The following is a 398-nucleotide window of genomic DNA, read 5'->3' as shown; positions in this document are numbered from 1 at the left end:
ACCTCGACGTGCAGTTCGTCAAGCAGGCTGCCTGACCTGTGAGGTGCTGACGTCCGGCGGTGGAGCCTGATCCGCCCGAGACGTCCCCACGAAGCCCCGATGCCCTACGGCGTCGGGGCTTCGTCGCGTCTGGGCTTCGTCGCGTCTGGGTCGCGTTCGGGCAGCGTCGCGTCGGGGCTTCGTCAGGGGGCGGCCGTGCGGGTGCACGTGCGCGGGTTTGCGGGTGCGCGAACGGGCGGAAACGACCCGTGATCGCGGGAGCCACTCTGGTGTTTCGCCCGCTCGCGTCTCCGGCGGGCGGGACTCGGGGGGGGGCGGGGACGCGAGGGGACGCGGAGCAGGCGCGGGCGGGCGCGGGTGCCCGAGCGGACGCGGACGCGGACACGGACACGGACACG

It is taken from the genome of Curtobacterium sp. MCBA15_001, assembly GCF_001864835.1.
Classification (GTDB): domain Bacteria; phylum Actinomycetota; class Actinomycetes; order Actinomycetales; family Microbacteriaceae; genus Curtobacterium.
The sequence above is the reverse complement of the archived record's forward strand: the minus strand, read 5'-3'. Positions refer to the sequence as shown.